At 72.4% G+C, this 26,752-nt stretch carries 22 protein-coding genes and 1 pseudogene; 12 read left to right on the forward strand and 11 right to left on the reverse strand.

Annotated features, from left to right (window positions below; all coding sequences use genetic code 11):
* The first annotated feature begins 240 nt into the window (after positions 1 to 240).
* Positions 241 to 2,259: a spermine/spermidine synthase domain-containing protein gene (locus LIV37_RS47930; RefSeq protein WP_020874313.1), complete on the forward strand. Its 2,019-nt coding sequence runs from the start codon at positions 241 to 243 to the stop codon at positions 2,257 to 2,259.
* A gap of 94 nt (positions 2,260 to 2,353) precedes the next feature.
* On the opposite strand, the gene LIV37_RS47935 is transcribed toward LIV37_RS47930, so the two are convergent.
* On the reverse strand, positions 2,354 to 3,433 hold the full coding sequence (locus tag LIV37_RS47935; protein ID WP_121826508.1) for a hypothetical protein: 1,080 nt from the start codon (positions 3,431 to 3,433) through the stop codon (positions 2,354 to 2,356).
* A 262-nt stretch (positions 3,434 to 3,695) separates the two neighbouring features.
* Positions 3,696 to 4,674: pseudogene (locus LIV37_RS47940) on the reverse strand (D-2-hydroxyacid dehydrogenase family protein).
* Between the two features lie 306 nt (positions 4,675 to 4,980).
* Between LIV37_RS47940 and LIV37_RS47945 the strand changes: the two are divergent.
* Complete coding sequence (locus tag LIV37_RS47945) at positions 4,981 to 5,769, forward strand: prephenate dehydrogenase (RefSeq protein WP_121826507.1); 789 nt, start codon at positions 4,981 to 4,983, stop codon at positions 5,767 to 5,769.
* A 9-nt stretch (positions 5,770 to 5,778) separates the two neighbouring features.
* Here LIV37_RS47945 and LIV37_RS47950 read toward each other — a convergent pair whose 3' ends face one another.
* Both LIV37_RS47950 and LIV37_RS47955 read right to left on the reverse strand, forming a co-directional pair.
* Complete coding sequence (locus LIV37_RS47950; protein ID WP_020874316.1) at positions 5,779 to 6,471, reverse strand: response regulator; 693 nt, start codon at positions 6,469 to 6,471, stop codon at positions 5,779 to 5,781.
* Positions 6,468 to 8,150 (reverse strand): sensor histidine kinase, encoded by a 1,683-nt coding sequence (locus LIV37_RS47955; protein ID WP_020874317.1) that lies wholly within the window; start codon positions 8,148 to 8,150, stop codon positions 6,468 to 6,470. The genes LIV37_RS47950 and LIV37_RS47955 overlap by 4 nt, the downstream gene beginning before the upstream one ends.
* A 240-nt stretch (positions 8,151 to 8,390) precedes the next feature.
* Between LIV37_RS47955 and LIV37_RS47960 the strand changes: the two genes are divergently transcribed.
* The 4 genes from LIV37_RS47960 (at position 8,391) to LIV37_RS51940 (ending at position 12,024) form a co-directional block, all read left to right on the forward strand.
* Entirely contained in the window at positions 8,391 to 9,203 is an 813-nt protein-coding gene (locus tag LIV37_RS47960; protein ID WP_020874318.1) for an ABC transporter ATP-binding protein, read from the forward strand.
* Entirely contained in the window at positions 9,196 to 10,071 is an 876-nt protein-coding gene (locus LIV37_RS47965) for an ABC transporter permease (RefSeq protein ID WP_020874319.1), read from the forward strand. The genes LIV37_RS47960 and LIV37_RS47965 overlap by 8 nt, the downstream gene beginning before the upstream one ends.
* A 91-nt stretch (positions 10,072 to 10,162) precedes the next feature.
* On the forward strand, positions 10,163 to 11,194 hold the full coding sequence (locus LIV37_RS47970) for an ABC transporter substrate-binding protein (RefSeq protein WP_020874320.1): 1,032 nt from the start codon (positions 10,163 to 10,165) through the stop codon (positions 11,192 to 11,194).
* A gap of 284 nt (positions 11,195 to 11,478) precedes the next feature.
* The gene (locus tag LIV37_RS51940; RefSeq protein ID WP_020874321.1) at positions 11,479 to 12,024 is read left to right on the forward strand and encodes a calcium-binding protein; all 546 of its coding nucleotides are present in this window, start codon (positions 11,479 to 11,481) and stop codon (positions 12,022 to 12,024) included.
* A gap of 73 nt (positions 12,025 to 12,097) precedes the next feature.
* On the opposite strand, the gene LIV37_RS47980 is transcribed toward LIV37_RS51940, so the two are convergent.
* Together LIV37_RS47980 and LIV37_RS47985 are read right to left on the reverse strand one after the other, a co-directional pair.
* Complete coding sequence (locus LIV37_RS47980) at positions 12,098 to 13,303, reverse strand: PucR family transcriptional regulator (protein ID WP_020874322.1); 1,206 nt, start codon at positions 13,301 to 13,303, stop codon at positions 12,098 to 12,100.
* Between the two features lie 243 nt (positions 13,304 to 13,546).
* On the reverse strand, positions 13,547 to 14,656 hold the full coding sequence (locus tag LIV37_RS47985; RefSeq protein WP_121826709.1) for an MGDG synthase family glycosyltransferase: 1,110 nt from the start codon (positions 14,654 to 14,656) through the stop codon (positions 13,547 to 13,549).
* 135 nt (positions 14,657 to 14,791) lie between these two features.
* Here LIV37_RS47985 and LIV37_RS47990 point away from each other — a divergent pair, with 135 nt between their 5' ends.
* Genes LIV37_RS47990 through LIV37_RS48000 form a run of 3 tightly spaced genes read left to right on the forward strand, consistent with a single transcriptional unit; the run spans position 14,792 to position 17,301 of the window.
* Complete coding sequence (locus LIV37_RS47990; protein WP_020874325.1) at positions 14,792 to 15,610, forward strand: SDR family NAD(P)-dependent oxidoreductase; 819 nt, start codon at positions 14,792 to 14,794, stop codon at positions 15,608 to 15,610.
* Positions 15,611 to 15,616: 6 nt separating this feature from the next.
* The gene (locus LIV37_RS47995; protein ID WP_020874326.1) at positions 15,617 to 16,570 is read left to right on the forward strand and encodes a DMT family transporter; all 954 of its coding nucleotides are present in this window, start codon (positions 15,617 to 15,619) and stop codon (positions 16,568 to 16,570) included.
* Positions 16,567 to 17,301: a polysaccharide deacetylase family protein gene (locus tag LIV37_RS48000; RefSeq protein WP_121826506.1), complete on the forward strand. Its 735-nt coding sequence runs from the start codon at positions 16,567 to 16,569 to the stop codon at positions 17,299 to 17,301. Before LIV37_RS47995 ends, LIV37_RS48000 begins: the two co-directional genes overlap by 4 nt.
* Positions 17,302 to 17,303: 2 nt before the next feature.
* Here LIV37_RS48000 and LIV37_RS48005 read toward each other — a convergent pair whose 3' ends face one another.
* The 3 genes from LIV37_RS48005 to LIV37_RS48015 form a co-directional block, all read right to left on the reverse strand.
* On the reverse strand, positions 17,304 to 18,776 hold the full coding sequence (locus tag LIV37_RS48005) for a class II fumarate hydratase (RefSeq protein WP_020874328.1): 1,473 nt from the start codon (positions 18,774 to 18,776) through the stop codon (positions 17,304 to 17,306).
* A 49-nt stretch (positions 18,777 to 18,825) separates the two neighbouring features.
* The gene (locus tag LIV37_RS48010; protein ID WP_243146520.1) at positions 18,826 to 19,179 is read right to left on the reverse strand and encodes an isocitrate/isopropylmalate family dehydrogenase; all 354 of its coding nucleotides are present in this window, start codon (positions 19,177 to 19,179) and stop codon (positions 18,826 to 18,828) included.
* Positions 19,180 to 19,341: 162 nt separating this feature from the next.
* The gene (locus LIV37_RS48015; protein ID WP_020874330.1) at positions 19,342 to 20,292 is read right to left on the reverse strand and encodes a sensor histidine kinase; all 951 of its coding nucleotides are present in this window, start codon (positions 20,290 to 20,292) and stop codon (positions 19,342 to 19,344) included.
* A gap of 152 nt (positions 20,293 to 20,444) precedes the next feature.
* Between LIV37_RS48015 and LIV37_RS48020 the strand changes: the two genes are divergently transcribed.
* The 3 genes from LIV37_RS48020 to LIV37_RS48030 all read left to right on the forward strand — a co-directional run bounded on the left by LIV37_RS48020 (position 20,445) and on the right by LIV37_RS48030 (position 22,758).
* Positions 20,445 to 21,326, forward strand: coding sequence for an alpha/beta fold hydrolase (locus LIV37_RS48020; RefSeq protein ID WP_121826505.1), 882 nt, complete (start codon positions 20,445 to 20,447; stop codon positions 21,324 to 21,326).
* A 222-nt stretch (positions 21,327 to 21,548) separates the two neighbouring features.
* On the forward strand, positions 21,549 to 21,872 hold the full coding sequence (locus LIV37_RS48025; protein ID WP_020874332.1) for a hypothetical protein: 324 nt from the start codon (positions 21,549 to 21,551) through the stop codon (positions 21,870 to 21,872).
* Positions 21,873 to 21,924: 52 nt separating this feature from the next.
* A complete protein-coding gene (locus tag LIV37_RS48030; protein WP_020874333.1) occupies positions 21,925 to 22,758 on the forward strand; it encodes an SAM-dependent methyltransferase in 834 nt (277 codons plus the stop codon).
* 71 nt (positions 22,759 to 22,829) lie between these two features.
* Here the strand turns inward: LIV37_RS48030 and LIV37_RS48035 are convergent, their stop codons facing one another.
* The gene (locus LIV37_RS48035) at positions 22,830 to 25,607 is read right to left on the reverse strand and encodes an AfsR/SARP family transcriptional regulator (protein ID WP_121826504.1); all 2,778 of its coding nucleotides are present in this window, start codon (positions 25,605 to 25,607) and stop codon (positions 22,830 to 22,832) included.
* Positions 25,608 to 25,775: 168 nt separating this feature from the next.
* Entirely contained in the window at positions 25,776 to 26,711 is a 936-nt protein-coding gene (locus LIV37_RS48040; RefSeq protein WP_020874334.1) for a TauD/TfdA dioxygenase family protein, read from the reverse strand.
* Positions 26,712 to 26,752: the final 41 nt, after the last annotated feature.

Here is a 26,752-nt window from a genome sequence, read left to right on the forward strand (position 1 = left end):
CACCCCACCCCGTACGGCCGTCGCACCGCACCCCAAGCCACGCCGCTGACCTGCACCGACGGTCGCGGCGGTGGCGCGGTGGCGACTCATCGTGCGGACGGAAGGCGAGCGGCCGGAGCCACTTTCCGAGGCGCCGGACGCCCGCCATCCGGCCGACGGCACGGGCCGTGTGGGTGCTCGACCTGCCCCGCCCCGGATGACAGCGTGGCCGGCATGGAGCACAGCCCAGGACCGCAAAACGTGCGCGCGAGGCTGCTGCTGGCCAGCGCCACCATGCTCTTCGTCGAGCTGGCGCTGATCCGGTGGACCGGCGCCAATATCGTCCATCTGAGCTATTTCTCGAACTTCATCCTCTTGGGCTCGTTCCTCGGGATCGGCCTGGGATTCCTGCTGCCCGCCGGCCGTGGGCAGTGGCTGACCCGCTGGACGCCCGTCCCGCTCGCCGTTCTCGTCGTCCTGGTGCGCGAGTTCCCCGTGCAGGTGCGGCAGACCAGCGGCGAGGTCATCTACTTCACCGCCGTGAAGACCACCGGTCTGCCCCAGTGGGTGACCCTGCCGGTGCTCTTCGGGCTGACCGCGCTGATCATGATGGCCATCGGGAAGATGACGGCCGATCAGTTCCGGCGGCTGCCCTCGCTCGAGGCGTACCGCTTCGACCTGCTGGGCTCGCTCACCGGCTCGGTGTCCTTCGCGCTGCTGTCGTGGCTGCGCGCACCGTCGGTGGTGTGGGGGGTGATCGCCGCGGCGGCGCTGCTGACCCTCGGCGGCCGCCGCAACACCATCAGATATTCGGTGCCGCTCGCGCTGATGGTGGCCATCCTGGCGCTGGAGACGGCGGCCAGCGGCATCTCCTGGTCCCCGTACTACAAGATCGAGGTCACCAGGCCGACCTCCGGCAGCCGGGACTACAAGATCTCCGCCAACGGCGTACCGCACCAGTCCATCGCCCCGCTGAAGGTGCTCAGACGCCCCGACTCCCCGTACGAGCAGCCCTACCGCGAGACCCCGCGCAACTCCCACCGCCGGGTGCTGGTCATCGGGGCGGGCAATGGCAACGACGTCGCGATGGCGCTCGCCCACGGCGCCCAGCGGGTGGACGCCGTGGAGATCGACCCCCGGCTGCAGGAGATCGGTGCCTCACTGCACCCGGCCCGGCCCTACGCCAACCCCCGGGTCCATGTGCACATCAACGACGGCAGGGCCTTCCTCGAGCGCACCAAGACCCGCTACGACCTGGTCGTCCTCGCCCTGCCGGACTCCCTGACCCTGGTGTCCGGCGCCAGCAACCTGCGCCTGGAGAGCTATCTGTTCACCCGGCAGGCGTTCGAGGCGGCCCACCGCCACGTCGCCCCCGGCGGCGCGTTCGCCATGTACAACTACTACCGCCAGAACTGGCTGATCGACCGGTTCGGCTCCACCGTCACCTCCGTCTTCGGACACGCCCCCTGCATCACCCACTACGGGGGCAAGAAGGCAGCCGTGCTGGTGGCCGGTGTCACCTCCGGCGACCAGTCCTGCACCGCCTCCGCGTGGCGCCCCTCCGGCCCGGTGCCCCCGGCCGCCAGCGACGACCACCCCTTCCCGTATCTGCTGCACCGCACCATCCCCACCCTCTACATCGGGGTCCTGGGCGCGATCCTGCTGGTGACGCTCGTGTCGGTACGGCTGACCGGGGTCCGGCTGAGGCGCACCGCCCGCTACGTGGACATGTTCCTGCTCGGCGCGGCGTTCATGCTGCTGGAGACCAAGAACGTGATCGGGTTCGCCCTCTACTTCGGCACCACCTGGCTGGTCAACGCGATGGTCTTCGCGGGGGTGCTGCTCGCCGTGCTGTGCGCGGTGGAGGTCCGGCGCAGGCTGCGCCGGGTCAATCAGCTGGTGCTGCAACTGATGCTGTTCGCCAGCCTCGCCATCGCCTGGCTGGTCCCGTCCCATGTGGTGCTGGGGCTGCCCTTCGCCGCCCGGCTGGCCGCCGCGATCGCGCTGGCCTTCGCCCCCATCTTCTGCGCCAACCTCATCTTCTCCGACCGGCTGGCGGCGGCCGCCGACCCCACGTCGGCGTTCGGCGCCAACCTGCTGGGCTCCCTGTTCGGCGGCACCCTCGAGTATCTGGCCCTGCTCACGGGCTATCAGGCGCTGCTGCTGGTGGTGGCGGTGCTGTACGTGGGGGCCTGTGTGGCCATGCGCTTCACCCGCCGCGGCCCCGGCGACGTCGCCACCCAGGAACCCCTCACCGTGCAGACGGCGCCACGCCCCTGAGCGCCCCTTCCCCAGCCGCCCCCGGCCGCCTTCCGGCCGGGGGCGGCCGCGTGCGTGGCACGGGCCGCCCGATTCCCGGCGCGGGCCACCGCGGTCACTCGAACATGACGTAGTCCGGGCGTGGCCGCAGGGCCAGCACCTCCTCCGGGGTCATCAGCCGGCTCCCCTCGGTGTCCTCCTCGTAGAAGAGCTTGAAGCCGGTGCGCACGCCCTCGGGCTGGTTCCTGACCAGCTGCCGCCAGGTGTCGCGCTTCATCCCCGGCGAACCTATGCCGTCCGCGCTCTTGATGAACACCACCCCGGGCTGCGGGCGCAGCGCGGACTGGTCGCTGACGACGGACACGGCCACCTGGTGGAAGACGAGCGGCTTCTGCGGCAGATCGTGTTCGTCGACGATCCCGGAGAGGTAGCGGGCCACATCGGTGAGCTCCTTGCCGCTGGTGTGGCCGTAGGTGTTCCCCGGCACCTCGCCCGGACCCATCTCCCACTCCGGGTCCAGGGCGATGCCGACATCGGGGTGGACCAGCCATTCGCGCAGCGCCTTGACCTCGCCGAGGACCGAGGCCCGGCCCGGCTGGATGTTCAGCAGCAGCAGGGCGCGGTGGCGCTTGGCCGCGTCGTGGAAGCGGCGGACCGTGTCGGAGGAGGTGCGGGAGCGGTAGGTGCCGTCGGGGCCCGCGGCGCTGTTGGCGACCGTCGCGAGGAGTTCGAGCACCGGCTGCGGTTCACGGTCCGCGGCGTAGGCCCGGGCGGTCTTCTCGATCTGCCGCACCCGGTCGTCGAGGTCCCCGATGCCGAGCCGGCCGAGCGCGGCGGCCCCGGGCAGCCCGCAGTAGCCCACCAGCCGGTAGCGGGACAGTTCCCGGCCGCCTCGCGGCAGCTCGGGCCGCGGTTTCGGAGTGGGGGAGTGGGAGTGCCTGGACGGGGTGGCGGACGGGGAGCGCCGCGCCTTCGTGGACCCCTGCGGGCCCGCTCCGGAAGTGGAGCCGGCCGACTCCTCGCCGCAGCCGGCGAGCAGGCCGAGCCCGGCCGCCGCGGCCACCGAGAGCATGCCGCGCCGGCTCGGTGGCGGGGTCCCCGGCCCTCCGCCGCCGTCGCCGTCGCCGTGCCATAGGGCGTCCTGCCCGGCCGATGCCCCCTCGGCCGTCGGCTTTCCGGATGTGCTGTGAGCCACGTTTCCCTCCGTCCGCGGCGCCGGGTCGGTGGACCGGGCACCGGTCTGTTGTGCGGGCCGATGGGTTGTCCGTGCCAGGCAGCCTGTCCGGTATGACGAAGGCGAAACGGAATAGTGTCCACCGGGCGGAGGGCATGCGTCGGTTTCAGCCCGGGCAGACGCACAGTGGTCGGGTACGGGACGTTCGTACGAGGTCGGCGAGGTCGCCGACCGGCTCCAACACGTGTCGGAATACGCCCCCTTGGCGCTCCTCGGGGTCGAGTCAGCCGACTGGTTCGGGCGGGGTCAGCCGGCGGATCGGCGCGCCCTGAAGATAGGCGCTGATGTCCTCCACCACATCGCCGTAGAACCGCTCGTAGTTGCCCCGGGTGACATAGCCGAGGTGCGGGGTGGCCAGCAGATTCGGCAGCGTACGGAACGGATCGCCCGGCGGCAGCGGCTCCCGCTCGAACACATCGACGGCCGCGCCCGCGATCCAGCCGTCCCGCAGCGCCCGCGCGAGCGCGGTCTGGTCCACGATGGCGGCGCGGGAGGTGTTCACCAGGAGCGCCGTGGGACGCATCCGCCTCAGCTCCGGCGCGCCCAGCAGCCCCCGGGTGCGGTCGCTGAGCACCAGATGCACCGAGACGATGTCGCTGGTCTCCAGCAGCTCCTCCTTCGAGTCCGCCGCCCGGACCTGCTCCGCCTCGGCGCGTTCGGCCGTCAGGTTCTCGCTCCAGGCGGCCACCTCCATGCCGAAGGCCCGGCCGACCCGCGCCACCTGGGCGCCGATCCTGCCAAGCCCCAGCAACCCCAGCCGGCGGCCGTGCAGCTCGGTGCCGACGGTGCTCTGCCACGGTCCGCCGTCCCGCAGCGCCGTGCTCTCCGGCACCAGATGGCGGGCGAGCCCCAGGATCAGCGCCCAGGTGAGCTCGGCGGTCGGTTGCGCGGAGCTGCCCGTGCCGCACACGGTGACGCCGTGGCGGGCGGCGGCCTCCAGGTCCACCGACGCATTGCGCATCCCGGTGGTGACCAGCAGCTTCAGCCGTGGCAGCCGGGCGAAGAGGGACCCGGGGAAGGGGGTGCGCTCCCGCATGATGACCACGATCTCGCAGTCCCCGATCGCCTCGGCCACCGCGTCCTCACCGGCGATGTGCTCATGGATGGGCACCACGTCCACCGCGTCGAGCCCCCCCCGACCAGTCGGCCGCCGACAGCGCCACGTCCTGATAGTCGTCGAGCACGGCACAGCGCAACTTCATGGGACTACCTCGACTACCTCGGTTTCCTCGGACAGGTACGGTGTTTCTACCACCCATGTGATGGCACCCCGGAAACGGGGGCCTGACACGTCGTCACCGCGTTTGCGGCGCCACCCTTCCGGATGACATCGGTCGCGCGGGCGTGGTGGCGCAGACGTGTTTTTTCACCGAAAGTTGGCCTCTCATGGGGTGCTGAGACATGTGTGGTTGTTTTGCGTAGTGGCACACAGGGCACCGCACACCACTGACAGCAGGCATAATCGCTGCTGCGATGGGCGCAGACGCCCAGAAAGGGGACGAAGTGAAGTGAACGCGTTGAGCGCGGACAGCAGTGTTGGTTCGACCATCGAGGTGCTGGAGGCCGAACTCCCTCAGCTGCAGAAGCAACAGGAGGCACTCAAGGGTGATTTGGAGGCCGTCACCAAGCGGCTGGAGGCGGTCAGCACCGCCCTGAGCAGTCTTCAGTCCCTCTCCACCTCCGCGGTGCCCGAGCAGGGCGGCAACGGAGCCCCGGTGGCGGTGGCGGAGCCCGTGGCCCAGCCGGCCGCGGAACCGGCCACCGAGGCCACCGCCGAGGCCGCCGCGCCCGAGTCCGCCGAGGACACGGCCACCACCGGCCGTACCTCCGCCGCCACCCGCAAGGCGGCCATCGGCCGTCAGCGCAGTGGCGGCAAGGCGGGCAAGGCGCCCGCCACCGGACGGGGCACCAAGGCGGCGGCCAAGAAGACCGCCGCCAAGAAGACGGCCGCGAAGGCCGCGGCGAAGGCTCCCAAGTCGGCCAAGGCCACGGTGAAGGCCACCAAGGCCACGGCCAAGACCGCCAAGAGCACCAAGGCCGCGGAGAAGCCGGCGGAGAAGGCCACCAAGGACACGGCCACCACCTCCGAGCGCTCCACCGGGCTCGCCGACAGCGTGCTGACCGCGCTGCGCAAGGCCGGCCGCCCCATGCGGGCCTCCGAGGTCAACGAGGCCCTGGGCCGCGAAGAGTCCCGCACCAATGTGAACTCGGTGCGCAACACCCTCGAGCGGCTGCGCTCCTCGGACCGGGCCCAGCGCTCCGGCCGTGGCCTGTACGAGGCCACGGCCACCAGCTGAGGGGTGCCGTCAGTTCACCGCCACCCATGTGTAGCGGTGTTCGGGACGGCCGGTGTCCCCGTACTTGAGCGTGAGGCTGATACGGCCCGCATGCTCGAGGTACTTCAGATAGCGCTGGGCCGTGGAGCGGCTGATGCCGGTGCGCTCCGCCACTTCATGGGCGGAGAGCGGGTGGTCGGCCTGGTCCAGGACCCGGCGTATGAGGTCGACGGTGGGCGCGGAGTGGCCCTTGGGGAGGGCGGGACCGGAGGTGTCGGCGGCCGCGAAGGCGCCGAAGATCCGGTCCACCCTCTCCTGACCGGTCTCGCCGCGCCCGCCGACGCCATCGAGGGTGCGGCGCAGTCCCGCGTAGCCGTCCAGCTTGGCCCGCAGTCCGGCGAAGCTGAACGGTTTGACCAGGTACTGCAGTGCGCCATGGCGCATCGCGGCCTGCACGGTGGCCACATCACACGCCGCCGTCACCATGATGACGTCCGCGTGGTGGCCGAGCTGGCGCATCCGGCGCACCAGCGTCAGCCCGGTCTCGTCCGGCAGGTAGTGGTCGAGCAGAACGAGGTCGACCGGGGTGCGTTCGAGGGTCGCGAGGGCCTGGGCGGCGGTATGGGCGCGGGCGGTCACCCGGTAGCCGGGCACCTGGGCCACATACGCAGCGTTGATCTCGGCGACGTGGAAGTCGTCGTCCACGACAAGAACGTCGATCATCGTGACTCTCCTGCTGCGGTGAACTCATGAGTGGGTGTGTCGTCCCCGGTGAGGGCCTCGGGCAGGACGACGGTGAACACCGCCCCGCCACCCGCCCGGGCGGTGACCCGGGCCATCCCTCCGTATCGCTCGGCCAGCCGCCGCACCAGGGCCAGTCCGATGCCCCGGCCGCGCGGCGACACCGCGGCGGACCCGCCGTGGGCGTCGGGGCCGTCCGGGCCGCGAGGGGCGGACCGCTTGGTGGACCAGCCCTCGGTGAAGATCTGTTCGCGCATCCCAGGTGGCACCCCCGGACCGGTGTCGCTCACCCGCAGCACGGCGGTGGTGCCCTCGGCCCTCAGCTCGACCTCGATGAGCGGGGTGGGCGAGCGGTGTGCGGCCACCGCGTCCAGCGCGTTGTCGATGAGGTTGCCGAGCACGGTCACCAGATCGCGCGGATCGACCACCCGCCCCGGCAGCAGCGTCGCGGGGGAGATCCGCAGGGCGACCCCGCGCTCGGCCACGATGGCCGACTTGCCGACCAGCAGCGCCGACAGCATCGGATCGTGCACCCGTTCGGAGATCTGCTCTGCCGAGGCACGCCGGGCGTTGGTCAGCTCGGCGACGAACTGCGCCGCCCGCTCGTGCAGTCCGAGCTCCAGCAGCCCCAGCAGGGTGTGCAGCCGGTTGGCGTGTTCGTGGTCCTGGGCGCGCAGCGCGTCCAGCAGCCCGCGGGTGCTGTCCAGCTCACGGCCCAGCAACTCCAGCTCGGTGCGGTCCCGCAGCGTCGCCACCGCCCCGCCGTCCTTGGTGGGCATGCGGTTGGCCACCAGCACCCGGCCGCCGCTGACGGTCAGCAGATCCGCCCCGTCCACCCGCCCCGCCAGCACCTCGGTGGTACGGCCCGGGGGCAGCGACTCCTCCAGGGTGCGTCCGGTGGCGTCCGGGTGGATCCCCAGCAGCCGTCCGGCCTCGTCGTTGACCAGGCGGATCCGGCCCCGCCGGTCGAAGGCCACCACCCCTTCGCGGATGCCGTGCAGCATCGCCTCCCGCTCGTCGAGCAGCGCCGAGATGTCCGCGAACGCCACACCGTGGGTGCGGCGGCGCAGTCGGCGCGAGACGGCGATCGCCGCGAGGACGCCCACCGCGAGCGCCGCCCCGGCGTACAGCAGCAGCCGGGGCACCGCCGCCAGCAGCTGGTCGCGCACGCTGCCGTAGCCGATGCCCACCGAGACCGCCCCGATGATCCGGCCGTCCCTGGCCCGCAGCGGCACCTTGGCGCGGGCCGAGCGGCCGAGCGTCCCCACGTCGATCTGGAGGACCTGCCGGCCGGAGAGCGCCTCGCGCGGATCGGTGGAGACGTGTTCGCCGATCCGGGCGGTGGTGGTGTGCGACCAGCGCACCCCCCGGGAGTCCATCACCACGATGTACAGCGCCCCGGTGGACCGGCGGATCCGCTCCGCCGCCCGCTGCACCGGACCCGACGGGGTGGGCTTCGTAGCGGCGAGGTCCCGGGCGATGTCCGGATCGGCCGCGGTGGTCTGGGCGATGGCGAGCGCCTGGTGCATCGCCTGGTTGTCGATCTCGGAGCTGAGCGGGGCCAGGAAGAGCGCGGTCGCCAGCACCATCACCCCGGCGGTGATGGACAGCTGTGCGGCGAGCACCTGACCGGAGACACGCCGGGGCCATCGGATACGCATGATGGGCCCCCTGTCTCCCGTCTCGAGGTCCCGTGTGGTCCCGTACGCGAGCGGTAGTGCTTCGTCCGTTTATGGTGCTGTGAAGGCACCGTAAAGGCGCCCGGGGCGTATGCCCAGTCTCCGTAGCGTTTTCGTTGCGCGGGCGCGAGCAAAACGAGCAGAACGCGGTTTGTGAGCGCAAGGGCGCGTTGTGCTCACAAGACTGCCGCTGTGGCGCGGGTCACTCCTACCCTCCCGGCCATGAGCAGCCACACCAGCCCCGCCATCGAGCTGCGGGGAACGAGCAAGGCGTTCCGGACACCGTCCGGGGCCCTCCACACCGCGGTCAAGGATCTGGACCTGACCGTCGGACACGGTGAGTTCGTCGCCGTCGTCGGACCCACCGGCTGCGGCAAGTCCACGACACTGACGCTGGTCAGCGGGTTGGAGGAGCCCACAGAGGGCGATGTGCTGGTGGCCGGTGAACCGGTCCGCGGCATCGCCTCCAACGTGGGCTTCGTCTTCCAGCAGGACGCGGTGTTCCCCTGGCGCAGCGTGCTGTCGAACGTGATGGCCGGACCGCGCTTCCGCGGTGTGCCCAAGGCGGAGGCGAAGGTGCGGGCCCGTGAGTGGCTGGCCCGGGTCGGCCTCTCCTCCTTCGAGGACCGCTATCCCCACCAGCTGTCGGGCGGCCAGCGCAAGCGCGTGGCGCTGGCCTCCACCTTCGTCAACGACCCCGAGATCCTGCTGATGGACGAGCCGTTCTCGGCGCTCGACGTACAGACCCGCGCGCTGATGTCGGACGAACTCCTGGAGCTGTGGGCGGGGACCGGCGCCTGCGTCGTCTTCGTCACCCACGACCTGGAGGAATCCATCGCCCTGGCCGACAAGGTCGTGGTGATGACGGCCGGACCGGCCACCGTCAAGGAGGTCTTCGAGATCGATCTGCCCCGGCCCCGCAAGGTGGAGCAGGTGCGGCTGGAGCCGCGGTTCGTGGAGATCTACCGGGAGATCTGGTCCTCGCTCGGCGAAGAGGTCCGCATCACCCGCGAGAGGGGTGCCGTCGATGCCTGAGACCATCTCCGCCACGGCCGCCCCCGCCGTCGGCAAGACACCCGGTACCGAGCGCTCCAGGGCCCGGGCGCGCGCCGCCCGCAACCGCGCCATCCTCGTCCAGGGCACCCGGGCCCTGGTGCTGCTCGGCGTCATCGGGCTGTGGGAATGGCTGGCCCGCACCTCCGTCATCGACCCCTTCAACTTCTCGATGCCCTCGAAGATCTGGGAGCAGCTCAAGCAGTGGGCACTGCACGGCACCGCGCAGGGCTCGCTGTGGGAGCAGATCTGGTACACGCTCTACGAGGCGCTCCTGGGCTGGGGCATCGGCGTCGTGGCCGGTGTGGTGCTGGGGATCGCGTTCGGCCGGATCGCCTTCCTCGCCGATGTGCTCGGCCCGTACATCAAGGTGCTCAACGCGCTGCCGCGGATCGTCCTCGCGCCCATCTTCCTCATCTGGTTCGGCCTCGGCCCGGCCTCGAAGGTGGCCTCGGCCGTCGTCCTGGTCTTCTTCCCTGTCTTCTTCAACGCCTTCCAGGGCGCCCGGGAGGTCGACCGCAACCTGGTGGCCAACTCCCGGATCCTCGGCGCGAGCAACCGCCAGGTCACCCTCCAGGTGGTGATTCCCTCCGCCACCTCATGGATCTTCACCAGCCTCCATGTCAGCTTCGGCTTCGCCCTCATCGGCGCCATCGTCGGCGAGTACATCGGCGCCACCAAGGGGCTCGGCCTGCTGGTGTCCTCCTCGCAGGGCACCTTCAACGCCGCCGGTGTGTACGCCGCCATGGTGATCCTCGCCGTGGTGGCCCTGCTCGCCGAGGGGCTGCTGACCTTCCTGGAGAAGCGGCTCTTCCGCTGGAAGCCCGCCCAGCCCGGCGAGGACCGCTGAGCCCCGCCCCCTTCTTCCCGGCTCCCGCCGGGCCCCGCCCTCCGTCTCCCCGTTCATCCCCGCTCATCCCCGCTCACAAGGACGTGACCCCATGCACAGCAGTGCCAAGTTCTCCGCGGCCGCCGTCGCCGCGGCGCTCGCTCTGACCACCCTCACCGCCTGCGGCGGCGACTCCAGCGCCTCCGGCGGCGAGGACGGCAAGGTCAAGATCATGGTGGGTGGCCTGGACAAGGTCATCTACATGCCCGCGATGCTCACCCAGCGGCTCGGCTACTTCAAGGCGGAGGGCCTCAAGGTCCAGCTGCTCACCGAGCCCGCCGGGGTGCAGGCCACCACCTCGCTGGTCGCGGGCGACGTCCAGGGCGTCGTCGGCTTCTACGACCACACCCTCGATCTGCAGGTCAAGGGCAAGCAGGTGGAGTCCGTCGTCCAGCTCGCCCAGGCCCCCGGCGAGGTCGAGGTGGTCTCCAACAAGGCGGCGGGCGACCTGAAGTCGCCCGAGGACTTCAAGGGCAAGAAGCTCGGTGTCACCGGTCTGGGCTCCTCCACGGACTTCCTGACCAAGTACCTCGCGGTCGACAGCGGCGTGAAGACCAGCGAGTTCACCCCGGTGGCGGTCGGCGCGGGGCAGACCTTCATCTCGGCCCTCAAGCAGGGCTCCATCCAGGGCGGTATGACCACCGATCCGACGGTCGCCCAGATCGTGGAGCAGAAGATCGGCAAGGTCCTGATCGACATGCGCACACCGGAGGGCTCCAAGCAGGCCCTCGGCGGTCTGTACCCCTCCTCCTCGCTGTACATGAACGCCGACTGGGTGAACGGCCACAAGGGCACCGTGCAGAAGCTCGCCAACGCCTTCGTGAAGACCCTGAAGTGGATGTCCACCCACTCGGCCGAGGACATCGCCGCCAAGATGCCGAGCGACTACGCGCAGGGCGGCGCCAAGCTCTACGCGGAGTCCATCAAGAGCACCCTGCCGATGTTCACCAAGGACGGGGTGATGCCGGCGGACGGCCCGGCGACCGTCGAGCGCGTCCTCAAGGCGTTCAACCCCAATCTGAAGAACGCCACGGTGGATCTGAAGAAGACCTACACCACCGAGTTCGTCAAGAAGGCGGGCTAGGGCTTTCCGGCGGATCGTGACGCCTGCGGCGGGCTGTTCCCCTCCCCGCCCCTTCCCGATACTGGGGCTCCGCCCCAGGCCCCGGGCTCCGGCGGAGCCCCTGCCATGCGGCTCCGCCGCGTGATCCGCCGGACACCCCGTAGGCCCGGGGCGGGTTGCGCGGATTGACAGTCCCGCGCCCGTGGCGGGCGGGTGTTTTCTCCCTGGTTCACGAAGACGCGCCGGGTGGCCGGGCGGAAGGCTGTGCGGCGTCACTCCGTATCCCTTCCGAGGAGGAACACCGCATGACCCGACACGGAAGCAGACGCCTCACCGCGCTGCTGGCCTGTACCGCGGCCCTCACCGGTGCCGCCCTCAGCACCGCCGGGGCCGCTCAGGCGGCGGCCCCGGCGACGGCGCCGACGGCGACCACCTGCACCGACCCCAAGACCGGCGTCCCGCTCACCGCCACGATCGAGGGCGACAAGAACGCCAATGCCATCTGGGGCACACCCGGCAGCGTCGTCAACGCCTTCTCCGGGGACGACTGGGTCTTCTCCGACCTGATCAGCACCTCCGCCGTGGTCTGCCTCGGTGACGGCTCGGACAACTTCAACCCCAGCGACCCGGCCAATGTGTCGGTGGGGACGTACTTCGGCGTGAGCGGCCAGAACGGCAACGACAACATCACGGGGGGCACCGGCAACGACTACCTCTTCGGCGACAGCCCCGACAACGCGTCCCACTCCGGCAACGACACCCTGATCGGCGGTCCCGGCTACGACGTGGCGAACGGCGGCCCGGGGATCGACCGGTGCGACGCCGAGGTCGAGATCAACTGCGAGCTCTGAGGACGGGCGGCGGGGGGCCTGGTAGGCCGCCGGGGGGCTCCCGGGCGGCCTACGTCCCGTCGGCGCACCCGGCTCATGCCGGCCAGGCGCCGGAGGCGGCCCTGGCGACCACGGTGCTCAGGATGCGTACGCCACGGGCTGATCCGGGGTCGACGTCGGTGAGCCGGCGCACCCGCTGGAGACGGTAGTCCAGGGTCCGCGGATGGATGTTCAGCGCGGCGGCGGTGTTCCTGCGGTGCATGTCGTGGGCGTAGTACGTCTCCAGGGTGGCGAGCAGCTCGGGGCCCCGGGCGAGGGACCGGGCCATGCCGGACAGCCAGCTGTCGATGTCGCGGTCCTCGGCGACGGCCAGTTCGACGAAGACATCGGCCAGGGTGTGCGGGCGGCGGGGCACGGGCTGGAGCGGAGCCGCCAGACTGATGCGCCGGGCGCGAGCGTACGCGTCGGCCAGCGCACGGACACGGCCCGTACTGGTGCCGACCGCGCAGGGCCGCGCCACCGCCTCGCCCGCGTCGCGCACGAAGGCGAGCGCCCGGTCCCGCGCCGACCGGTCGCGGTCCGGCCGGGCCGTGTCAGGGGCGCGGTCCCGGCCGGCGGGCACCAGGGCCACCAGCTCCTCCGCCCGGGGCCAGGCGATCGGCATCCGGTGGTGGGCCAGGAGGGCTTCGACGATCGCCTCGCGCCCTCCGGCGGCCGGGGCGGGACGTCCGGGGACGCGGACGACCACCACCTCGTACGACGCGGCCGGGCTCATGCCGACGGCGCGGGCGAGGCCCGGGGCCAGTGAGTCGTCGGCGAGGAGGGCCGTGGTGAGGGCGCGCACCCGGGCGACGAAGGGGAGGCGGCGCTTCTGCTCCGCCGCATGGCCGCGGGTGTAGGCGTCGATGCCGCGGGTGCCCTGCGTGGTGAACCAGGCCATGACCCGCATCAGTTCATCGGTGTTCTCCGGGCCGGACGCCTCCTGGATCTCCCGGAGCATGAGGTTGGTGTGCAGACCGAGGACCCGCCGCCGGGACGCGGCGGACATCCCCGTCCTGGCCCGCGACGCGCCCATCGACGCGATGTGGTCGAGGTCCTCCTGGGTGAGGGGGGTCCCGTCGGGGGCTAAGTCCAGGGTGCGGCGTCTGAGCCAGACCGCGTAGTCCAGCGCCTCGGCTCGTCGCCGGCCGTCGTGCTCGACGAACCGGTACTCGGGGATCTCCTGTCCGTAGACCTCCACTTCGTGGCGCGCGTCGTCCAGGGTGCGCCGGGCCAGCTCGGCGAAGAGATGACTTCCCATCGGGCGGTGCCTCCGTCAGTCGTTCGGGAACTCCCGCGGGACCGCACGGGGACAACTCCCGCGCGGGGGGCGGTGCTCCACGCGGCGTTCCCGAGGTCGGATGGGTCGGGGCCGAGCATGCCACCAGCCGCCGTCGGCCGGACGGCACGGACGGCATCGCGTGCGCGGAATTTCACCTCGCGGCCGTCCGGGCGCTCACCTAGCGGCACGTCCGGGCGCTCACCTCTCGGCCGTCCGGGCGACTCACCTCGCGGCCGGTCGGGCGACCATGCCGGTCAGCTGGACGACGGCATCGTCGGCGAACAGCCCGCGGCCCGCCGCGATACGGCGCTCCCGCCACCCGGAGGGCTCGGTGACCGCGTCGAGCAGCCGCACCAGCTCCCACGGGTCCCGCGCGTGGTCCGAGAGCCCCAGCGCCGCCATCCGCCGGACGCCCTCGCGGCCATGGCCCGGGATGGGGCGGTAGCCGATCACGGGCACACCGGCGGCCAGCGCCTCCAGCGCGGTCTGACCGGCCGCGTTGTCCACCACGGCCCGTACGGCGGCCAGCAGACCCGGCATGTCCGGCTCCCAGCCGAGGGCCGCCACCTCCGGGCGGCGCGACAGCTCGGCGCGCAGCCGCTCGTCCCGGCCGCACAGCACCACCGGCAGATACCCCGCCCCGGACACCAGCCGCGCGGTGTCCGCCACGCGTGTGCCCGCGCCCCACGCCCCCACGGACAGCAGCACCGGCGGCCTCCCGGGCGCGAGCGCGCCCAGGCGCCGCCGCCACCGCCCCGCGCCGTGCGCCGGGCCGAAGAAGCGCGCCGCCACCACCGGCCCGGTGGCCACCGACGGGCGGCCCAGTGCCCGGCGCACGGTGTCGGCGGCGTCCGGGGTGACACACAGATGCAGATCGTTGCCCGGGTGCAGCCACTGGCGGTGCACCGCGAAATCGGTCACCACGACCGCGCTGGGCACCCCCAGGGCCCCGCGCGCCCGCAGTCTGCCGGTCAGCTGCGCGGCCAGGTGGAACACCGGGACGACGACGTCCGGCCGTTCCCGCTCCACCAGCGCCAGCAGCCGGTCCTCGGCGAGCGCGGCCAGCGGGGCACTGCCCGGCCGGGGGCCTTTGCCGGGGCGGAAGAACGCCCGGTAGATGCCCTCGTACACCACCGGTGCGCGGCGGATGGCCGTCCGGTAGAACGAACGCAGCCCCGCCCCGATCCGGTGCGGCAACAACTCCAGCACGTCCACCCGGCCGGCCCCCTGGCCCCGGTCCTCCAGCCTGCGGACCAGTTCGGCGGCGACCGCGTCATGTCCGGCTCCCATCCCGGCGCTGACAACGAGAAAGCGTGCCGACAGCGGGTGCATGACCACCTCCGATGGTGCGAGGCGCGGCTCCTCATGGCTCACTGGAGGTATCCGCTCCGCATGCCGTCAAACCGCGCGCTCGACGGCCGGTGACCCAGGACCAGCGGCCGGTCGGCGGCGAGACAGGGAGATGCCATGATCCGCCCCCTCCCGGACACCCCCCTGGATCGCGGCCAGGTACGGGACACCGGGCATCCGGCAGCCCCCGGGACGAGGGTCGCGCTGGTGACCGGCGCCTCCTCGGGCATCGGGGCCGCCATCGCCGACCGGATCGCGGCCGAGGGCGGATGGCGGCTGCTGGTCAGCGGCCGCCACCGGGAACGGCTCGACCGCGTGGCCGCCAGGACGTCGGCCCTCGCCCTCCCCGCCGATCTGGCCGCGCCGGAGGGCCCGGAGGCGCTCTTCAGGGACGCCCTCCGTGCCGCCGGACGGGTGGATCTGCTGGTCGCGGGGGCGGGCGTGGGCTGGGCGGGCCCGTTCGCCACCATGCCGCCCGCCGCTATCGACCAGGTGGTCCGCGTCGATCTGCTCGCCGCGATGCGCCTGGTCCGCATGGTCGTCCCCCGGATGGAGGCCGAGCGGCGCGGGCAGATCGTGCTGATCGGCTCGGTGGCCGGGACCGTCGGGGTGCGCGGCGAGGCGGTGTACTCCGCGGCCAAGGCCGCGCTCGGCGTCTTCGCCGACGCCCTGCGCCACGAGCTGGGCCGGGCCGGGGTGCGCGTCACCCATGTGGTCCCCGGCGTGGTGGACACCCCGTTCTTCGCCCGGCGCGGCGCCCCGTACACCCGGCGGCTGCCCCGCCCGCTGCCGCCCGAGCGGATCGCCGACGCGGTCTGGGAGGCGGTCGAGCACGGCCGGGACGAGGTGTACGTACCGGCCTGGATGCGGCTGCCGGCGGTGGTCCGGGCCCTGGCCCCCCGGCTGTACCACCGGTTGGCCACACGCTTCGGGTGACCCCCGGTGAGCGCCCTGACCGTCGTACTGGCCCTGCTGTCCGCACTGGGCAACGGAGCGGCCTCGGTACTGCAGCGGCGGGCCGCGATGGACCAGGTCCGGGAGGAGCGGGGCGACGGCGGGCCGATGCGGAGCCTGCTGCGGCTGGCGCGGCTGCTGCGCCGCCCGTTCTGGCTGGCCGGTCTCGCCGCGATGATGGTGTCCGCGGTGGCGCAGGTGGGCGCGCTGGCGGTCGGGCGGCTCTCGGTGGTCCAGCCGCTGCTGGTCAGCGAGCTGCTGTTCACGCTGGTGGTCGGCAGTCTGGTGTTCCGCCACCGCCCGGACGGCCGGACCTGGCTGTCGTTCGTGATGCTCGCCGCCGGGCTCGCGCTGTTCCTGGTGGCGGCCGACCCCTCCAGCGGCTCGCCCACCGCGCGCAACGGCCACTGGATGCCGGTGGGCGTGGTGGTGGCCATCGTCGTGGGCGCCCTGATCGCGGTGGCCCGGGTGCTGCGCGGGGCCGCGCGCGCCGTGGCCCTGGGCAGCGCCACCGCCGCCTGCTTCGCCTGCACCGCGGCGCTGATCAAGGAGTTGACCGGGCGGTTCCCCGGTGGGGTGGTGGAGGTGCTCACCGACTGGCCGCTGTACGCGGTGTGCGCCGTGGGACTGCTGAGCTTCCTGCTGCTGCAGAGCACCCTGCGTGCGGGCACCCTGGCCGCCTCGCAGCCCGCGCTCACCCTCGGCGACGCCCTGGTCAGCATCGCGCTGGGCTGGATGCTGTTCGGCGAGCGCATCGAGCTGGGGCTGCGCATCGTGCCCGAAGTGGCCGGGATCCTGCTGATGGCGGCCGGAATCGTGGGCCTGACCCGCTCGCCCGCCATGTCCGGCGCCTGGGACCAGGCCGTCCCCGAACCGCCGCGGAACGCCGGGACACCGCTTCCCGGCGGGCGGAGCGGCCCCGGCGGCGAGGGAACACCATGAGCGTGCGCCACCGCTCCGGTGTCCTGGTGCGCAACGCCGCGCTGCTCGCGGCGGCCGCGCACCTCGCCCCCGCCGGCACCTGGCTGCCCGGGCCCCGGCGCGCCCTGTTCCCCACCCTGGCGGGCCGCGGCCGGCGCGGCCATGTGGCCCTCACCTTCGACGACGGACCCGATCCACGCACCACCCCGCGCTTCCTCCAGGTGCTCGACGAGCTGGGTGTCCGCGCCACCTTCTTCGTCCTGGGGGACGGCGTGACGCGCTTCCCGCACACCACCCTGGAGATCGTCCGCCGGGGGCATGAGCTCGCCGTCCACGGCTGGACCCACAGCCGCCCCTGGCTGCCCACGGTGTCCCGGGACGCCCACGAGGTGGCCCGGGCCGCCCGCGCGATCCGGCTGGCCACCGGCGCGGTGCCGCGGTGGTACCGGCCGCCTTACGGCATCCTCACCGGCGGCCGCTGGCTGGCGGCGGCCCGGGCCGGGCTCACCCCGGTCCTCTGGTCGGCCTGGGGGCGCGACTGGACCGCGGACGCCACCCCGGGGTCGGTGGCCGCCGCCGTACGGCGCGATCTGCGCGGCGGGGCCACCGTTCTGCTGCACGACACCGACCGCGCCGCGGCCACGGGCTGCTGGCGCGCCACGCTGGCCGCGCTGCCCGTGCTGGTGGCGGAGTGCCGGGCCGCGGGTCTGCAGGTGGGACCGCTGGCCGAGCACGGGATACGACACCGATGAGCTCAGCCGTCGCGCAGCCGGGCCATCCTCCGGGGGTCCACGATCCGGTCGAAGTCCTCGGCGCCGATGTGGCCGCTGGCGATGGCCGCCTCGCGCAGGGTCGTTCCCTCGGCGGCGGCCTTACGGGCGATCTCGGCGGCCTTGTCGTGGCCGATCCGCGGGGACAGCGCGGTGACCAGCATCAGCGAACGGGCCAGATAATCGTCGATCCGCTCGCGGTTCAGCTCGATGCCCTCGACGCAGTACGCGCGCAGCTTCTCGCAGGCGTCGGCGAGGATGCGGGCGGAGTGCAGGAAGTCGCTGATGACCAGCGGCCGTGCCGCGTTGAGCTGGAAGTTCCCCCGGGTGCCCGCGTGCGCCACGGCGGCGTCGTCGGAGAGCACCTGGATGCACACCATCATCATGGCCTCGCACTGCGTCGGGTTGACCTTGCCGGGCATGCTGGAGCTGCCGGGCTCGTTCGCGGGCAGCGTCAGCTCCCCGATCCCGCCGTGCGGGCCGGAGGCGAGCCAGCGGATATCGTCGGCGATCTTCATCAGGGGGACGGCGAGACCCCGCAGCCCGGCGGAGGCGGCCACCATGGTGTCCACACCGCTCTGCGCCGCGAAGGAGTTGGACGCCACCTTGAACGGATGGCCGGTGGCCACGGCGATCTCCCGGGCCACCGCCGGTCCGAAGCCCTCGGGGGCGCCCAGACCGGTGCCGACCGCCGTGCCGCCGATGGCGAGCTGGTACAGATCCGGCAGCGTGGCCCGCAGCCGCTCCAGCGCGTCGGAGAGCTGGGCGGCGTAGCCGGACCACTCCTGCCCCACGGAGAGGGGGACCGCGTCCCGCAGATGGGTGCGGCCGGTCTTGACGATGTCGTACCAGGTCCGGGACTTGGCGGCGATGGCCTCCTGGAGCAGGCTGACCTGCGGCAGCAGCGGGTCGTGCAGGACGCGCACCGCGGCGATGTGCATGGCCGTGGGGAAGGTGTCGTTGGAGGACTGGCCCAGATTGACGTGGTCATTGGGGTGCACCGGCTCCTTGCTGCCCACGACGCCGCCGACCAGCTGGATCGCGCGATTGCTGATGACCTCGTTGACGTTCATATTGGTCTGGGTGCCGGAGCCCGCCTGCCACACGTACAGCGGGAAGTGGTCGTCCAGCGCGCCGGAGACCACCTCGTCGGCCACATGCGCGATCAGATCCGCCTGCCACCCCGCCAGCCGCCCCTCCCGGCCGTTGACCAGCGCGGCGGCCTTCTTCACATAGCCGTACGCGTGGTAGACCGCCTTGGGCATGCGGTCGTCACCGATCGCGAAGTGGACCAGGGCCCGCTGGGTCTGGGCGCCCCAGTACCGGTCGGCCGGGACCTCGACGGTGCCCAGCGCGTCCGTCTCCCGCCGGGTGCCGGTGGCGTCGATGCGGGTGGGCAGGTCCCGCCGCACCCTCGGGGTGCCCCGGGGTCCCCGGCGCCGGTGGGGCGTGTTCATCGCGTGCTCTCCCAGACGGATGGCAGCCCATCCATACGCACACTCCGCATCACGGCTGTGGCCCTCCCCGCCAGTGTCGCTCCGCACCGTCCCGGCCGCATCCGGCCGGGACGGCGCCGCGTTCGGCCGATCCGGGCGTCAGCCCCGGCCCGCGCCGCCGTGCACGGCCTTGCTGACGGCGGTGGTGAACTCGGTGGTGGAGGCGGCGCCGCCCGGCGATATCGGGGGCGGAGCCGTGGGACGCCTGGGCGACCTCCTGGCACACGGTGCGGAACAGCCCGGTGGTGAGCTTGAGGACATTGGCCTTGTGGACGACGGTGAGCTTCTTACGGCGGGAGCGGGCCGGCTCGAAGGCGACGCGGGCGACCCGCTCGGTGGCCGCCCGGGTGACGGTTCCCATCATGATGGCCGTGTCGGGCGTGGGCTTTCAGCAGGCACCGAGTACTTCGTCCATATGCTCGGCCCGATGGCCCTGACCAGCCTGGCCATCATCGCCTTCGCCGTCCTCACCGGGGCCATCACCGTCACCTGACCCCGGCCATCATCGGCCCGGCACCCCGGGACCTCAGATCCGGGTGCGCAGCCGGATGAGGGTGCCGTCCGCGTCGGCCTGCATCTGCACCACGTCGCACAGCATGCGGACGCCCCACAGCCCGAACCCGGGCTCGGAGTCGGCCGGCGGGGCGAAGCCCCACAGCGCGTCCGGGTACCAGTGGCCGGGCCCGGAGATCTCGCAGACCAGATCGCCGTCGTGGACCCACGTGCCCAGCCGCGCCGGGGCCCCGCCGTGCCGGATCGCGGTGGTGGACACCTCGCTCACGGCCGCGACCATGTTGCGCAGCGCGTCATGGCCCATGCCGTGCCGGCTCGCCCGCTCGGCCACGAAGGTGCGCACGGCGTCCAGGTCGGTCGAGACGATCGACACGGACTCGGCCGTGCGCGGGGCGGACGGCAGGGGGCGCCGGTCGCAGGTGGCGCTGAACGGGCCGGGGTCGGTGTAGGCGTCGCTCTTCTCCGGACCCTGGCCGTCGATGATCTCGGGGTGGGTCTGGCGCGCGTAGGCGAGGATCTCGGGGTGCAGCAGACGACGGTCGTAGCAGCAGATGGCGCGGGCGCCGGAGTGGGCGAAGGCCGCGTTGACGATCGACTCGTAGCGCGCCCACTCCACCACCTCGAGCGGGGTACGGCCCTGCCACACCGGTTCGGCGATCACCCGGACCCGGCGCGGCTTCTCGGCCTTCACGAAGGAGTCATAGGCGGCGATGGTCTTGACGGGGTGCTGGTACCAGCTGAGCGCCTCCTCGAACTGCACCGCCTTGGCGTCCGGCCCGAGCGCGTCCCGCAGCGCGTCGATGTTGGAGGTGGCCGCGACGACGGCCACGGCGTCGTCCGCCTCCAGGCCTTCGCGGAGGAACGGGACGCAGATGTCGACCACGTCCTCCTCGTCGCGGTAGAGGAATCCGCGATGCATCATCGCATCGCGGTGGTCCGCGACGGGGCTGCTCGGGCTGGTCATCGGGCCTCCCTGGGGCTCGGCCGGCGAAAACACGCGGTGCGTCATCGAATTTCCGGACGGTATAGCGCAGTCTGCCACTTCCCCGGCCCGGTGCGCAGCCTGTTCCGGCCATACATGGACGGCGTCCTGACGGTGCATTAGCATTCTCGGGCGTGACAGAGCTGAAGAACATCAACGCAAATGGACTTGATTTCGGGTATTTCGAAGCGGGCCCGGCCGACGCCCCATTGGCGCTCTGCTTGCACGGCTTCCCGGACTCCGCGCACTCCTGGCGCCATCTGCTTCCCGCGCTCGCGGACGCGGGCTACCACGCCGTGGCGCCCTTCCTGAGGGGCTACGCGCCCAGCGGCATACCCGCCGACGGCGCCTACCAGGCGGGTGCGATCGCGGCGGACGCCAACGCGCTCCACGAGGCGTTCGGCGGCGACGGCGACGCCGTGCTCATCGGCCATGACTGGGGCGCCATCGCCGCGTACGGCGCCACCGGCAGCGCCCCCGGGCGCTGGCGGCGCGCGGTCACGATGTCGGTGCCCCCGCTGGGCGGGGTGCTGGCCGACTTCTTCAACTATGACTACGGCCAGTTCAAGCGCTCCTTCTACATCTTCCTGTTCCAGACGCCGCTGGCCGAGGCCGGGGCGGCGGCGCACGACATGGCCCTGATCGACGGTCTGTGGCGCGACTGGTCGCCCGGGTACAAGGACGCCGCCGAGGACATCGCGCACGTCAAGGAGAGCCTGCGGGACCCGGCCCACCTCGCCGCCGCGATCGGCTACTACCGGGCGCTGTTCGACCCGTCGCGCCATGTGGAGGCGTACGCGGCCGAGCAGGAGGCCGTCACCCGGACCGGGGAGGTCCCCATCCTCTATCTGCACGGCACCGATGACGGCTGCATCGGCGCCGATGTCGTCCAGGGGGCCGGGGACCACCTGCCCGCGGGCTCGCGGATGGAACTGATCGACGGCACCGGGCACTTCCTCCACCTGGAGCGGCCCGAGCGGATCAACCGGGAGGTCCTGGCCTGGCTCGCCGGGTGACCGGGCGGCCCTGGGCGCGTGCCAAGCAGCCATATGGCGTGTGAGCAGGGCATTTTCCAACGCGGAACGCGATGCGGCCGCGGCGGGACCCCGACCGGGGGCGGACCCGGTCGAGCCGCCGCGGCCGTCGCTTTACCGCCGGTATACCGCCGCTGATCCACCCTCTTCCATGCTGGACGCATCGCTACAGCCGCCCGGTAGGGACGCGTCTGGAGAGGGCCTGTGAACGTCGACCAGCAGCATCAGCCTCATGTCGAGGACGAACCCCTCTACGCCTGGAGCACGTTTCAGCTCTGCGGCGGGGTGGAGGGGTCCGGCCCGAGCGGCACCTGCCGGGCCGAACGCACCGCCCGTGCCTGTCTCGAAGCGGCGCTCCAGGCCACCGCGGCCCACTCCGGGGCGTACTCCTGGGGCCAGCTCAGCCGGGTGTCCGCGGATATCGACCTGCCCTTCCACCTGTGGGCGCGGGATCCGCTCGCCTGGGCCGAACCGGGGCCGAAGAAGACGGTCACGTGGCGTCCGGGCGCGGCTCCGCACCCGCAGTGATCCGGAACCGTCGGGGGTGAGGCGAGGCAGTGCTAGTGGTAAGGGAATCACGATGAAGAGCAGCGGACCCGGCATCGGGCTCAGGACGAGGGAGTGGCGGCCGGCCGACCACGGACGTCTTGCGGTCAGCGAGGCGAACCCGGCCAGGGTCTACAACTATCTCGTCGGCGGCAAGGACAATTACCTCGCCGATTACGAGCAGGCTCAGCGATTTCTCGGTGTCGCATCGGAAGTCCGCGACACCGCGCTCTCCAATCGGAGATTTCTGCACCGTGCCGTCCGTCATCTCGCCGCCAATGGAATCAGCCAATTCCTGGATATCGGCGCGGGATTGCCGGCGACCCCGAATGTGCATGAAATCGCCCAGGCCGTGAATCCCCGGGCCCGGGTGGTCTACGCCGACAACGACCCCATCGTGGCGAGCCACGGCCAGGCCCGGCTCTCCGTCTCCGGCACCACGATGGTCAAGACCGACATCCGCTCGCCCGAGGAGCTCCTGGGCCATGAGGAGCTGCGGCGGCTGCTCGACCCCGCACAGCCGGTCGCGATCCTGCTGACGCTCGTCCTCGACTACATCGAAGACCTGGCGAACCCCGTCGGCATCGTCCGCCGGCTCATGGACTGGGCCGCGCCGGGCAGCTGTCTGGTCCTCTCCCACGCCACCGGTGACTTCACGCTCGACACCGACCGGGACTGGGAGGTCATCAGCTTCGAGGACCCGGTGTCCCTGGTCGCCCGCGACCATGCCGGGATCATGGAGTTCTTCGCCGGGCTCGACCTGCTCGCCCCGGGCCTGGTGCAACTGCCCTCGTGGCGTCCGGGCATCGGCGCCGAGTCCGATCCGAGCCGGGTGTGGGCCTACGGCGGGGTGGCCCGCAAGCCGTAGCCCCCGGCCGTCCCTTCAGCCGTAGCCCCGGCAGCCCCTTCGCCCGCCCGACGTCCGCCCCGGACCCCGCCTCAGCGAGGGCCGGGGCCGATCTGCAGGGTCATACAGGCGGGGAAGAGCCCGCTCCAGGTGTGCCCGCGCCAACTCTCGTACGTACCGGGGCGCTTCCACACCGGCAGGGCCTGGTCCATATGGGCCCGGCCCTCGGGGAACCTGCCCTGCTCCATATAGGTGATCCCGATCTCGTAGAGGGCGAAGCCCTCATGGTGGATGTTGCCCGTGCGGCGGGCGTACTCCAGGCTCTCCTTGAAACAGGTCAGGGCGTCCTCGGGGCGGCCCAGGCCCCGGTGGGCCCGGCCGAGGTTGCCCAGGCCGATCACCTCGGCCGGCAGATCCCCGGCCTCCCGGGCGAGGGCGAGCTGCCGCTCCTGCACCGTGATGGCCTCCTCGTACAGGCCCAGTTCGCACAGCGCGTCCGCGAGATTGCACGCGGTGCGCAACTCGCCCTCCCGATGGTCCAGTTCGCGCCAGATCTCCAGCGCGGACTCCAGGGTGGTGCGCACCTCGTCATAGCTGTGCTGCAGCCAGTACGCGGCGGAGAGGCCGTCCAGCCCCCACGCCTCACTCTCCGGGTCGCCCAGGCGGCGGGCGGTCTCGACGGCCAGCTCGTTGATGGTCTGGAGATCCTGGGCGTGGGCCCGGGGGAAGAGGAACCACTGGAGCGCCCGCGCCAGCCGCAGCCCCAGGCGCGCGATCGCCTCGGGCTGGGCGGGCTCGGCGGCGTGGGCGACGGCGGCCAGCAGATTGGGCAGCTCGTCCTTCAGCCAGCTCTCCGCCTCGTCCTGGCCGCTCAGCGGCACCGCCGGGCCCTCGACGGGGTGCCGGGGCCAGGGGCGGAGCGGGTCGAGCAGGGTGACCGCCCGCTGGGCGGTGGCCGCGTAGCAGGTCAGCGCCCGCTCCAGCGCCGCCGCGCGCTCCGCCCCGGGCTCCTCCTGCTCCGCCTGCTCCGACGCGAACAGCCGCAGCAGATCGTGCATGTGGTAGCGGACGGAGTCCCGGCTCTCCAGGAGCTGGGCGTCGACCAGCCGCTCCAGCGCGTTCTCGGTGCGGTCTGCGGGCAGGTCCAGCAGCGCGGCGGCCACCGGCAGGCTCACATCGTGCCCGTGCACCACGCTGAGCAGCCGGAAGGCGCGGACCGCGTCCAGGTCGTCGGAGCGGCGGCCGAGCCGGAAGCCCTCGTAGCTCACCTGGAAGCTGACGCGGACGGCCAGATCACCGAAGCGCAGCTCGTCCAGCCGGCCCCGGGCGTCCGTCAGTTTGGTCACGAGGGTGCGCAGCGGCCACGCGGGGCGGGCGGCCAGCCGGGCACCGGCGATCCGCAGCGCCAGCGGCAGCCAGCCGCACAGCCGGGTGATCTCCTCCGCCTCGGCGGGCTCGGCCCGCACCCGCTCCGCGCCCACGACCCGCTCCAGCAGCGCCACCGCCTGGTCCTGCGGGAGCACGTCCAGATGCAGATGGGTGGCGCCCTCCAGGGTGGTCAGCATCTCGCGGCTGGTGACCAGCGCTGCGCAGCCCGGCCCGGCGGGGATCAGCGGCCGCACCTGGTCCACACCGGCGGCGTTGTCGAGGATCACCAGCAGTCTCCGGCCCGCCGCCAGCGAACGGAACTGCGCGGACGCCTCGTCGGTGTCGCTCGGCACGTTGGAGCCGTCCACACCGAGGGCGCGCAGAAACCTGCCGAGCACCTCGCCGGGGTCCAGGGCCGACTGTCCGGCGGTCGCCCCGTACAGATCCACATAGAGCTGGCCGTCGGGGAAGCGGTCGGCGAGCTGGTGCGCGGTGTGGATGGCCAGGGTCGACTTGCCGACCCCGCCGGTGCCGTCGATGGCCGCGAGCACCACCGACCGGCCGCCCTCGCCCGCCTCCGGGTCCCCGGCCGCGTCCATCAGCGCCTGGATCACCGCGACCTCGCCGTGGCGCCCGGTGAACGCGGGGCTGGCGGGCGGCAGCTGGCGGGGGCCCCGGTTGGCCTTGCGGGCAGCGGCGGCGGGGTCGGGCCGGTCCGCCTCCGGGGCGGGCGCGGCCATCAGGGAGGCGTCGGCGTTCAGGATCCGCTCGTGGAGGTCGCGCAGCGGCGGGGTCGGCTCGACTCCCAGCTCCTCGCTCAGCAGCCGGTGCAGATCGCGGTAGGCGGCCAGGGCGTCGGCCTGCCGCCCGGACCGGTACAGCGCCAGCATCAATCGGCCGCGCAGCTCCTCGCGGAACGGATACTCGCCGGTGAGCGCCTCCAGTTCGCCCAGGACGGCCGTATGGCGCCCGCACCGCAGGTCCGCGTCGATCCGGGCGTCCACGGCCTGCAGCCGGCACTCCTCGAGCCGGGTGACCTCCGCCGTCACCGCCGGGGTCGGGGGCACATCGGCGAACGGGGTGCCGCGCCACATCGCCAGCGCCTCGCGCAGCCGCTCCGCCGCGGTCTCGGGCGCCTCCCGGTCGAGCGCCCGCCGCCCCTCCTCGACCAGCTGCTCGAAGCGGTGGGCGTCGAAGTCGGCGGCCTCCACCGCCAGCCGGTAGCCCTGTGCCTTGTAGCCCTGCTTCTCGGTGATCAGGGTCTGCCCGGCCTCGTCGCCCAGGGTCTGGCGGAGCCGGGAGACATAGGTCTGCAGCAGCTTGGTGGCACTCTGGGGCGCCCGGTCCTCGCCCCAGAGCTCGTCCAGGAGCCGTTCGGTGGAGACGGTCTGGTTGGCGTGGCACAGCAGCACCGCGAGCAGCGTCCGCCACTTGGCCGGCCCCAGGGAGGCCCACCCCTCGCCGGTGCGCAGCTCAAGCGCCCCCAGGACCCGGTATCGCACCCGTCCCCTTCCATCGGCTCGTCAACTGGCCACTCCGCAATGGTTATACCTCCGATGTGGCCGCTGCCGTGCATCGTTCCATCCGCCGGGAACAAGCCCGCGCCGGGTATGGGCTCGCGTGGCTGGCCGAAAATCGCCGCACCAGGGGCCGTGGCGGAACGGCCGAGGTCAGAACGGGCGGTCGCCCTCGATGGCGACGCGTTCGGCGACCCGGCGGTGCGGGGCGTAGTCGTTGACCGCGTAGTGCTGTGTGGCGCGGTTGTCCCAGAACGCGATGTCGCCCGGCTGCCAGTGGAAGCGCACCTGGTACTCCGGGACGTGCGCCTGCCGGCACAGGAAGCTCAGCAGCCGGTCGCTCTCCTCGCGCCCCATCCCGGTGATCCGGGTGGTGAAGGAGGTGTTGACGAACAGCGTCCGCCGGCCGGTCTCCGGATGGGTGCGCACCACCGGGTGCTCCACCGGCGGGAACATCTCCTGGAACGGGGCCAGCCGCTCCGGTCCGTAGAAGCGGACGAAGCCGGGGATGACGTCGTGGACGGCGGTGGCGCCGTCGACGCGCTCCCTCACCTCCGCCGGGAGGTTGTCGTACGCCGCCGCCATGTCGGCCCACATGGTGTCCCCGCCCACCGGCGGCACCTCGCGCAACTGGAGCACGGCGCCGAGCGCGGGCCGGGTGCGGAAGGTGACGTCGGTGTGCCAGACGTTCTCGAAGGTCGGCGTGGCGCCGGACGCCTTGTCGAAGCGGACCACATCCTCGCTGGACCCGGCGGCGAGCAGTGGATTGGTCTCCAACTCGCCCCAGTTCCGGGCGAATCCGCGCTGCTGCTCCGAGGTGAGGTGCTGACCGCGGAAGAAGAGCACCTTCCACTCCAGCAGGGCGCGGTTCAGCTCCTCGCGCAGCGCGGGCTCCAGCGGCCGGGACAGGTCCAGGCCGCGGATCTCGGCGCCGATGACGCGTCCGAGGGGCGCGATCTCGAACCGCTCGTACGGACGCTCCTCCCACTCCTCGGGCAGTCGCCGCAGGACGCGCGCGCCCTCGTACATGCCGTCCGGCGGGATGGTGGCCTCGCGCAGAGTCGTGGGCGGAGTGTCGACGACGGTCATGGCGTCTCCTCATACGTGACAGCGGACGGGGGCAGGCGGGG

This window comes from Streptomyces rapamycinicus NRRL 5491, from assembly GCF_024298965.1.
GTDB classification, from domain to species: domain Bacteria; phylum Actinomycetota; class Actinomycetes; order Streptomycetales; family Streptomycetaceae; genus Streptomyces; species Streptomyces rapamycinicus.